The sequence below is a fragment of the Escherichia sp. E4702 genome (assembly GCF_963883545.1).
Lineage (GTDB): Bacteria > Pseudomonadota > Gammaproteobacteria > Enterobacterales > Enterobacteriaceae > Escherichia.
The window spans coordinates 164,944-175,355 of record NZ_CAWORF010000015.1 but is presented as its reverse complement, the minus strand read 5'-3'; the positions used below and the strand labels follow the sequence as shown (position 1 = coordinate 175,355).

Below are 10,412 nucleotides of genomic sequence, written 5' to 3'. Positions count from 1 at the left end.
GTACATCGATCGATGCTCAGACGTACCGTAGCTGCTTCCGGTAAATCGTTATCAGAGAACACTCGCGGCAAGACTCTATGCGAGCGAGCTTCCAGTTGAGGCATGAATAAGGGGCGCCATGAGAAAATGAACTCGTCAACCAGATGCGCGGGGAATGCTCCCCGCGCAGGCCCTTACCTGGACTGACAGGCCATGAGAGCCGCCACCTCCTTATCACCGTCCCGGAATCGCAGTTCGTAGAGCGTTTGTCGGGTCAGGAGGGTGAATGCCAGAATCGTGATACAGATAATGAGCAGACACACCACCAGGGGGTTGCGCTTCATAGCCTTTTCTCCTTGCCGGATGGCGGGTAAGAGGCTAACATCCGAATTGTGTGGTTCATTCGTTGGCCTCGGTTGATAGAAATATCGGTCGGGGCCTTCGTCTTTCTGATTCCCGGTAAGCCTGAAAACAGAAAGTCTCAGGCGCCCGCAAACATCCTATGTAATTACCCTTACCAGCGAAATAATCACTTCACGAAATTGCGTGGCATTTTCCAGAATTTTTCGTAATACGCCTTACAAGGTATAACTACTCGTAAGTCTCTTTATTCCGATGGTAATAATCTCTCATCGCAAAAATTGTTGTAAAAATGTGATATGAACAGGTTTTTGCCAGTAAGCAATTACCATCGATTGCCGATGACTCTCTATCGGGAGTAACCAGGAAGAGAGACAACGGTCATGAATACAACATCCTCACACCGCTTAGGCTTTTTACATCACATCAGGCTGGTTCCATTATTTGCCTGCATTCTTGGCGGCATCCTGTTTCTGTTTGCCTTGAGTTCATCCTGTCGGGGTATTTTCTCTGGCAGGCAGACCGCGATCAGCGCGACGTCAGCGACGAGATCCAGATACGCACGGGTTTAGCAAACAGCTCTGATTTATTGCGTTCAGCCCGGATCAATATGATTCAGGCCGGGGCAGCAAGTCGTATCGCTGAAATGGAAGAGATGAAGCGAAATATTGCGCAAGCGGAATTGCAAATAAAGCAATCGCAACAAGGCTATAACGTTTACCGTACTCGTCTGGTGAAAACGCCCGCTGACGATGCGCTGGACGGAGAATTAAATCAGCGTTTCCAGGCTTATATTTCCGGTCTGCAACCCATGTTGAAATATGCCAAAAATGGCATGTTTGAAGCCATTATCAATCATGAAAGTGAGCAGATCAGAACGCTTGATAATGCCTATAACCAGCAGTTAAGCAAAGCCATTGAGATACGTAGCGCCAGAGCTAACCAGCTAGCGGAACAGGCGCATCAGCGTACTCGTCTGGGAGGGATATTTATGATTGGCGCATTTATACTTGCGCTGGTTATGACGCTGATAACCTTTATGGTGTTACGCCGGATTGTCATTCGTCCTCTGCAACATGCCGCCCAACGGATTGAAAAAATAGCCAGTGGCGATCTGACTTTGGTTGACGAATCCACTGGCCGCAGTGAAATTGGCCGCTTAAGTCGCCATCTACAGCAAATGCAGCATTCGCTGGCGCTGACGGTGGGAACGGTGCGCCAGGGGGCAGAAGAGATCTATCGTGGCACCAGTGAGATTTCTGCCGGTAATGCTGACCTTTCCTCACGCACCGAAGAACAAGCGGCGGCAATTGAACAAACCGCCGCCAGCATGGAGCAACTCACCGCGACAGTGAAGCAAAATTCTGATAACGCACATCATGCCAGCAAACTGGCGCAAGAGGCCTCAAGTAAAGCCGGTGATGGCGGACAAACAGTTTCCGGTGTAGTGCGGACAATGGGTAATATCTCCAGTAGCTCGAAGAAAATTTCTGAAATCACGGCTGTTATCAACAGTATTGCCTTCCAGACCAATATCCTGGCGCTCAATGCCGCCGTTGAGGCCGCACGAGCCGGTGAACAAGGACGCGGATTTGCCGTTGTTGCCAGCGAAGTGCGTACACTTGCAAGCCGCAGTGCCCAGGCGGCGAAAGAGATTGAAGGCTTGATCAGTGAGTCCGTCAGGTTAATTGGTCAGGGGGCCGATGAAGTGGCAACGGCAGGGAAAACCATGAGCGCTATTGTTGATGCCGTGGCGAGCGTCACACATATTATGCAAGAAATAGCTGCCGCCTCAGATGAACAAAGCAGAGGTATCACACAAGTTAGCCAGGCGATTTCTGAAATGGATAGAGTGACGCAACAGAACGCTTCTCTGGTGGAAGAGGCTTCAGCTGCGGCGGTATCTCTTGAAGAACAGGCGGCGCGGTTAACTGAAGCCGTGGATGTGTTCCGTCTGAAGAAACAACCAGTTCAGGCGGATCAACAAGGAACAGGGAATTCAGTGAGTTTGGCAACGGTGTGATAAAAAAGGGATCGTAAGATCCCTTACTTTTCAGAACGGCATTGATTTTCGAATGGCGTTAATCATCAACTGACAACCGGAAGAGAGTGTTGCATCTACGCGGGTCAGTATTCCAATAGGTTCGCCTGCGCCATGCCCCGGAACAGGCAGGGCCACCAGCGTGGCATGACGCAGGTCGTCTTTCACAGCGCCAGAAGGAACAAACCACACATAGTCGTATTCAACCGTAAGCTGACGTGAAAGTGATGCAGACAACGTTTCAATACAGCCTGAAGGAATTTTACATCCCTGGCTTTTTACTAATGCCTCTGAATGCTGCCGTGGCGCGGTGCCTTCTGGTGATACGACAACAGGCCATTCCAGTACCCGACTTAACGTTACGTTCTCCTGAAGCAGGGGGTGATTAGGCCTAACAACTAACTTAAGTGATTCGAGAAACAGCAGCTCGTAATTAAGTCCGGTCATCAGTTCAGGATCTGACATCCGACCAACACCAATATCGATTTCCCCTGTTTTAATCCTGCCAGGATCATCGTGTTACTCATGGTGGCAACTTGCAGTGTGGTTTCTTTTTGTTGCTGATGAAACTGACCTATAACCGAAGGTAATATCCCTAGTGCCGCGGTAGGTAGCGCGCCCACTCTGACGACATCATTGTTAAGACCTTCTTTACGATTAAGTGATTGTCCAGCGGTGTTGATGGCGTCAAGAACTCTGACTGCGTGAGTTAAAAATTGCTCGCCAGGTAAGGTGAGCTGTGCGCCTTGACGTCCTCGGTCGAACAGGCGAGCCCCCGTCAATTGTTCCAGCTCATTCAATGTCTTAGAGAGTGCCGGTTGACTCAGATTAAGGGTTTCAGCCGCGCGCCCCAAAGTTCCTTGTTGTGCGACAGCTACGAATGTATGAAGGTGGCGCAAACGGATGCGCTGACTAAACAGACTATTTTTTTCCATAAGCGATGTTAAAAACGAAGCGGTGCCGCTGACAAGTGATGTTGTTTGATTATGATAACTTGATTGCAAAATATTATTAACATTTAAAGTAATTATGTTACATCGAAATCGATAATATTGATGATTTCGCGGCGAGATCACAGTTTGTAAATTCTTCCCACCAGAGTGAATGCGGTTACCTACACTCGAGATAATTGACCACTGGGGGTAGACATTATGGCGAACAGCATCACAGCGGATGAGATTCGGGAACAGTTTTCGCAGGCAATGTCAGCCATGTATCAACAAGAAGTTCCACAGTACGGTACGTTGCTGGAACTGGTCGCTGACGTGAATCTGGCTGTGCTGGAAAATAATCCCCAACTGCATGAAAAAATGGTGAATGCGGATGAACTGGCGAGGCTTAACGTTGAACGTCATGGGGCGATACGTGTGGGAACCGCGCAGGAACTTGCCACATTAAGGCGGATATTCGCCATTATGGGAATGTATCCGGTGAGTTATTACGATCTCTCGCAGGCTGGCGTGCCGGTACATTCTACGGCATTTCGGCCCATCGATGATGCCTCGCTTGCGCGTAATCCTTTCCGCGTTTTTACCTCATTGCTCCGCCTTGAGCTTATCGAAAACAAAACATTGCGCCAAAAGGCGGCGGAGATTTTACGCCAGCGCGATATCTTTACCCCACGTTGTCGGCAACTGTTAGATGAATATGATCGGGAGGGCGGTTTTAGCGAAGCGCAAGCGCGGGAGTTTGTGCGGGAAGCCCTGGAGACATTTCGTTGGCATCAGACAGCAACGGTAGATGAAGAAACCTATCACGCGTTGCATAACGAGCATCGACTGATCGCTGATGTAGTCTGTTTTCCGGGCTGTCATATCAATCACCTGACGCCACGCACGCTGGACATTGATCGGGTACAGTCGATGATGCCCGAATGCGGTATCGAACCAAAAATTCTCATCGAAGGGCCGCCGCGCCGCGAGGTGCCTATTTTATTGCGTCAAACCAGCTTTAAGGCACTGGAAGAAACGGTTCTGTTTGTGGGGCAACAGCAGGGGAGGCATACCGCGCGATTTGGTGAGATAGAACAGCGCGGAGTGGCGTTAACGCCGAAAGGGCGGCGACTGTATGATGAACTTCTGCATAATGCCGGAACTGGACAGGATAATCTCACTCATCAACTGCATTTGCAGGAAACCTTTCGCGCTTTCCCGGACAGCGAATTTTTGATGCGCCAGCAAGGGCTGGCATGGTTCCGTTATCGACTGACACCATCGGGTGAAGCGCATCGTCAGGCGATACATCCTGGGGACGATCCGCAACCTTTGATCGAACGTGGCTGGGTTGTCGCACAACCTATTACCTATGAGGATTTTTTGCCGGTGAGTGCGGCAGGGATCTTCCAGTCCAATCTCGGTAACGAAACGCAGACGCGCAGTCATGGTAATGCCAGTCGTGAGGCATTCGAGCAGGCGCTTGGCTGCCAGGTTTTTGATGAATTTCAGTTATACAAGGAAGCGGAAGAACGCAGTAAACGCCGCTGTGGATTGCTTTAAAATCGGGCCATCCTGCTTTGCAAAAATTTGCCTGATTTTACAAATGAATCAGGCTCTTCCCATCGACATAAAAAAATTGCCGATTTATGCATATTCTCTGAGTTCAACAATTGGATTATTAATAAATATTGTCTAGAGTGAGCGGTCATAAATAAGCACTTTCTTGCCGCTGAAAACGACCAGCGCGGGACCATTCACAACACCAGAAGGACTCACTTTCAGGTATGGATCGTAGACGATTTATTAAAGGTTCAATGGCTATGGCCGCCGTGTGCGGTACCAGCGGCATTGCTTCTCTTTTTTCTCAGGCGGCATTCGCGGCAGATTCTGATATTGCCGACGGGCAAACCCAGCGTTTTGACTTCTCCATTCTACAGTCAATGGCGCACGACTTAGCGCAAACAGCGTGGCGTGGTGCCCCGCGTCCGTTACCTGATACTCTGGCGACAATGACGCCGCAGGCTTATAACAGTATTCAATACGACGCCGAAAAATCGCTCTGGCATAACGTCGAGAACCGCCAGCTTGACGCTCAGTTCTTCCATATGGGGATGGGATTCCGTCGCCGCGTTCGTATGTTTTCTGTTGATCCAGCAACACATCTGGCGCGTGAAATTCACTTTCGCCCGGAGTTGTTCAAATACAACGATGCGGGTGTTGATACCAAACAATTAGAAGGGCAAAGCGATCTCGGCTTTGCCGGTTTTCGCGTGTTTAAAGCCCCCGAACTGGCGCGGCGTGATGTAGTATCATTCCTCGGAGCGAGTTATTTCCGCGCCGTTGATGACACGTATCAATACGGTTTGTCGGCCCGCGGCCTGGCGATCGACACTTATACCGACAGCAAAGAAGAGTTCCCCGACTTTACCGCTTTCTGGTTTGATACCGTAAAACCAGGCGCAACCACCTTTACCGTTTATGCCTTACTCGATAGCCCCAGTATTACCGGTGCCTACAAGTTCACCATCCAGTGTGAAAAGAGTCAGGTGATTATGGATGTTGAAAACCATCTGTATGCGCGTAAAGAGATCAAGCAATTGGGTATTGCGCCGATGACCAGTATGTTTAGTTGCGGCACTAACGAACGTCGTATGTGCGATACTATTCATCCGCAAATCCATGATTCCGACCGTCTTTCCATGTGGCGGGGCAACGGTGAGTGGATCTGCCGTCCGCTAAATAATCCGCAGAAATTGCAGTTCAATGCCTACACCGACAATAACCCGAAAGGCTTTGGTTTATTGCAACTGGATCGTGATTTCTCCCATTATCAAGACATCATGGGCTGGTACAACAAACGACCAAGTTTGTGGGTAGAGCCTCGTAATAAATGGGGCAAAGGCACCATTGGTCTGATGGAAATCCCAACAACGGGTGAAACGCTGGATAACATTGTCTGCTTCTGGCAGCCAGAAAAAGCAGTAAAAGCAGGGGACGAGTTTGCATTCCAGTATCGTCTGTACTGGAGCGCACATCCCCCTGTTCAATGTCCATTGGCACGTGTTATGGCGACGCGTACCGGCATGGGAGGTTTTCCGGAAGGTTGGGCGCCGGGTGAGCATTATCCAGAAAAATGGGCGCGTCGTTTTGCCGTCGATTTTGTTGGTGGTGACCTGAAAGCGGCTGCGCCTAAGGGGATTGAACCTGTTATTACGCTCTCCAGCGGTGAAGCGAAGCAAATCGAAATTCTCTACATTGAACCGATTGATGGTTACCGTATTCAATTTGACTGGTATCCGACTTCGGACTCTACTGATCCGGTTGATATGCGGATGTATCTCCGCTGTCAGGGCGATGCCATCAGTGAAACATGGCTGTATCAGTATTTTCCACCAGCTCCGGATAAGCGCAAATACGTTGACGATCGCGTGATGAATTGATCGTCATTTTTCGGCACCTTCTGACGGAAGGTGCCGTCTGGTGAAACTCGATCCCGCTCGCATTTTTCCCCAAACTATCTGAGTAATCTGATGATGTGTATTTCATGTACACTTTGTCAGCCACTAACAGGGAGTGCGTATGTTTCCAGAATACCGAGATTTAATATCCCGCCTGAAAAACGAAAATCCTCGCTTTATGTCCTTGTTCGATAAGCACAACAAACTTGATCATGAGATTGCCCGAATGGAAGGATCTGATGGTCGTGGATACAATGCGGAAGTGGTCCGCATGAAAAAACAGAAGCTCCAGTTGAAAGATGAGATGCTCAAAATCCTGCAACAGGAGAGCGTCAAAGAGATGTAAAATTCCTTAAGCCGCCTGGCGGGCGGCTTTTTAAATTGCCGCGCAGATTGACAGGAGGTGACATGACCGAGACGATAAAAGTTAGTGACTCAATTGAATTACGTTCCGTTGCAGAAAATCACATCACGCCGCTTCATCACTTAATCTGTAAAAATAAAAGCTGGTTACAGAATTCGCTAAACTGGCCACAGTCTGTTAATACCGAAGATGACACGCGAAAAACGGTGCAGGGTAATATGATGTTGCATCAGCGTGGATATGCCAAAATGTTCATGATCTTTAGTGAAGATGAACTTGTTGGCGTCCTGTCTTTTAACCGTATTGAACCGCAGAACAAAGCCGCAGAAATCGGTTACTGGCTGGACGAATCTCATCAGGGGCAGGGGATCATTTCTCAGGCGCTGCAGGCATTGATTCATCATTACGCTCAGTCTGGTGAACTCAGACGCTTCGTGATCAAATGTCGGGTGGACAATCCGCAAAGCAACCAGGTAGCTTTGCGCAATGGTTTTATCCTTGAAGGTTGCCTTAAACAGGCTGAGTTCCTGAATGATGCCTTTGATGATGTGAACTTATACGCGCGTATTATCGATTCACAATAACCCTACTAGCGGCGTTCGCGTAATGCGCTCCTCGCCGTTAATGACTTTTGGACCTCGGACATGAACTGTGTCGCCATCAAAGGCTGCAACGACGGCGTGGTCGGTTAACTCCACATGGTTTTCAATCATCACAGCACCTGTAATGCGGCTGTTCCCCTGTATGGTGACGTGATTGTCGAGTAAAATCGGGCCACCACGTACGACTGCATGACCACCCACCAGAACATGATGTTTTAACACACAATTGCCTTCCACCGAGGCATGTTCCGCTACCTGCGAACTGTAATGAAGCGTGGGAATGGCATCTTCTTCTGTTCCGGCGATCACACGTGCGTGTCCGTAGACTTTCGCGCAGTCACACAGCCAGACGTTGTTCTCTTCATTACCTTCAATACTTGCAAAATCAAAAACTTCGGCGCGATGCTCAATGAACGCAAATTTCACAATGGCATCACCATATATTTGCGCCTGATGAACAATGCGCGAGGCGCTGACTCTTGCGCGATCATAAATTTGCAACAGAAGATGGTGGTCGGGCGTTAAACCTTGCGCAGCGACAACCATTGAGTTCTGATCAATGCAGACATGACCAGAAATCCTGCAATTTCCGCATATTAATGAATCATTGATTGTGACGTTGTCACTTATCAGGGCACCCTGACTGATTTTGCTATTATCGATCCAGACGTTATCCTTCGCGCAAACATCGCCCCATAGCTCGCTGCTTCCGGTGATGCGTGTATTACCGGATATCACCGTTCCGGCAAACGCGATGGCATTCTGGTCATAGATCCAACAATTTCCGTCCTGGGCCAATACGGTTTCATTATCAATCCAGCCGCCAGGCGTTCCGGCTATTACGTCATTAAAATCAGCGATGGCAATAATCTGCCGCAATAAAACACTCTTTTTATCGCTATCTTCCTGATAACTAAAAGCTCGTTGTTCTTCACTAAGACGATATTTGCGCATAGCGTTTTCCCGCAGGTGACCTACTATAACCGTAGCAAATTCTGTGACTCTGGCTATGTTTAGCAAATTTCCATAAAATGCATTTCAAATATACTTTATAAATTCAACAAAATGAGTAAGAAGATGCAGAGCGATAAAGTGCTCAATTTACCGGCAGGTTACTTTGGCATTGTGTTGGGGACGATAGGGATGGGATTTGCCTGGCGCTATGCCAGCCAGGTTTGGCAGGTCAGTCACTGGTTGGGCGATGGGCTGGTGATTCTGGCGATGATCATTTGGGGATTACTGACTACGGCATTTATCACCCGACTGGTACGTTTTCCTCACAGCGTGCTGGCGGAAGTGCGTCATCCAGTGATGAGCAGTTTTGTGAGTTTGTTTCCGGCAACAACGATGCTGGTGGCAATTGGTTTTGTCCCCTGGTTTCGTCCGCTGGCGGTGGGCCTGTTCGGTATTGGTGTGGTGATACAACTGACTTATGCCGCCTGGCAAACAGCCGGTTTATGGCGCGGTTCCCATCCTGAGGAAGCTACGACACCCGGACTTTATTTACCTACTGTTGCCAACAACTTCATCAGTGCAATGGCCTGTGGAGCATTGGGCTACACCGATGCTGGTCTGGTATTTTTAGGGGCTGGTGTTTTCTCCTGGTTAAGTCTTGAGCCGGTGATCCTTCAGCGTCTGCGCAGCTCGGGAGAATTGCCCACGGCACTGCGTACATCGTTGGGTATTCAGCTTGCACCGGCGCTGGTGGCATGTAGTGCCTGGTTGAGCGTCAACGGTGGCGAGGGCGATACGCTGGCGAAAATGCTTTTCGGTTACGGTCTGCTGCAACTTCTTTTTATGTTACGCCTGATGCCGTGGTATCTCTCCCAGCCGTTTAATGCCTCATTCTGGAGTTTCTCGTTCGGCGTATCTGCACTGGCAACCACTGGTTTGCATTTAGGAAGCGGTAACGACAATGGCTTTTTCCATACCCTGGCTGTGCCGTTATTTATTTTTACCAATTTTATTATCGCATTACTGCTCATCCGTACTTTCGCGCTTCTGATGCAGGGAAAATTGTTAATCAGAACCGAGCGCGCCGTTTTAATGAAAGCTGAGGACAAAGAATGATCATTCGTGATGAAAACTACTTCACTGATAAATATGAATTAACCCGCACACACTCTGAAGTTCTGGAAGCGGTGAAAGTGGTTAAGCCGGGTAAAACGCTGGATCTGGGCTGTGGTAATGGCCGTAACAGCCTTTACCTGGCAGCCAATGGTTATGATGTCGAAGCATGGGATAAAAATGCCATGAGCATTGCCAACGTTGAACGCATCAAATCCATTGAAAAACTGGAAAATTTGCGCACCCAGGTTGTTGATCTAAATAGCCTGACCTTTGATGGACAATACGATTTTATTCTTTCTACCGTGGTGCTGATGTTCCTGGAGGCGAAAACCATTCCTGGACTGATTGCCAATATGCAGCGTTGCACCAAACCCGGTGGTTATAACTTGATTGTGGCAGCAATGGACACCGCTGATTTTCCATGTACCGTCGGGTTCCCCTTTGCCTTTAAAGAAGGGGAGTTACGTCAATATTATGAAGGCTGGGAGATGCTGAAATACAATGAAGACGTGGGGGAACTTCACCGCACCGACGCTAACGGCAATCGTATTAAACTACGTTTCGCCACGATGCTGGCACGTAAAAAATAAGCTAACAGGGCAA

8 protein-coding genes and 2 pseudogenes are annotated in these 10,412 nt (G+C 48.9%); 7 read left to right on the top strand and 3 right to left on the bottom strand.

Annotated elements, in window-relative coordinates; translation table 11 throughout:
* Window positions 1-173: 173 nt before the first annotated feature.
* Entirely contained in the window at window positions 174-323 is a 150-nt protein-coding gene (locus tag AACU94_RS09190) for a type I toxin-antitoxin system Hok family toxin (RefSeq protein ID WP_064527420.1), read from the bottom strand.
* A gap of 399 nt (window positions 324-722) precedes the next feature.
* On the opposite strand from AACU94_RS09190, the pseudogene AACU94_RS09185 reads away from it, so the two are divergent.
* Window positions 723-2,362 (top strand): annotated as a pseudogene (locus AACU94_RS09185) (methyl-accepting chemotaxis protein).
* Window positions 2,363-2,392: 30 nt separating this feature from the next.
* On the opposite strand, the pseudogene AACU94_RS09180 reads toward AACU94_RS09185, so the two are convergent.
* Window positions 2,393-3,315, bottom strand: a pseudogene (locus tag AACU94_RS09180) (LysR substrate-binding domain-containing protein).
* A 216-nt stretch (window positions 3,316-3,531) separates the two neighbouring features.
* Here AACU94_RS09180 and hglS point away from each other — a divergent pair.
* The 4 genes from hglS to rimL all read left to right on the top strand — a co-directional run bounded on the left by hglS (window position 3,532) and on the right by rimL (window position 7,721).
* Entirely contained in the window at window positions 3,532-4,875 is a 1,344-nt protein-coding gene (hglS, locus tag AACU94_RS09175; RefSeq protein WP_135489316.1) for a 2-oxoadipate dioxygenase/decarboxylase HglS, read from the top strand.
* Window positions 4,876-5,099: 224 nt separating this feature from the next.
* The gene (opgD, locus tag AACU94_RS09170; protein WP_130219280.1) at window positions 5,100-6,755 is read left to right on the top strand and encodes a glucan biosynthesis protein OpgD; all 1,656 of its coding nucleotides are present in this window, start codon (window positions 5,100-5,102) and stop codon (window positions 6,753-6,755) included.
* 139 nt (window positions 6,756-6,894) lie between these two features.
* Window positions 6,895-7,119, top strand: a complete 225-nt coding sequence (locus tag AACU94_RS09165; protein WP_130259051.1) for a YdcH family protein — start codon at window positions 6,895-6,897, stop codon at window positions 7,117-7,119.
* 62 nt (window positions 7,120-7,181) lie between these two features.
* Window positions 7,182-7,721 (top strand): 50S ribosomal protein L7/L12-serine acetyltransferase, encoded by a 540-nt coding sequence (gene rimL / locus AACU94_RS09160; protein WP_130219282.1) that lies wholly within the window; start codon window positions 7,182-7,184, stop codon window positions 7,719-7,721.
* Here rimL and ydcK read toward each other — a convergent pair.
* On the bottom strand, window positions 7,713-8,693 hold the full coding sequence (gene ydcK, locus AACU94_RS09155) for a YdcK family protein (protein ID WP_135489315.1): 981 nt from the start codon (window positions 8,691-8,693) through the stop codon (window positions 7,713-7,715). The genes rimL and ydcK overlap by 9 nt on opposite strands.
* Window positions 8,694-8,816: 123 nt before the next feature.
* On the opposite strand from ydcK, the gene tehA reads away from it, so the two are divergent.
* Both tehA and tehB read left to right on the top strand, forming a co-directional pair.
* The gene (gene tehA, locus AACU94_RS09150; RefSeq protein ID WP_135489314.1) at window positions 8,817-9,809 is read left to right on the top strand and encodes a dicarboxylate transporter/tellurite-resistance protein TehA; all 993 of its coding nucleotides are present in this window, start codon (window positions 8,817-8,819) and stop codon (window positions 9,807-9,809) included.
* The gene (gene tehB / locus AACU94_RS09145; RefSeq protein ID WP_135489313.1) at window positions 9,806-10,399 is read left to right on the top strand and encodes a tellurite resistance methyltransferase TehB; all 594 of its coding nucleotides are present in this window, start codon (window positions 9,806-9,808) and stop codon (window positions 10,397-10,399) included. Before tehA ends, tehB begins: the two co-directional genes overlap by 4 nt.
* Window positions 10,400-10,412: the final 13 nt, after the last annotated feature.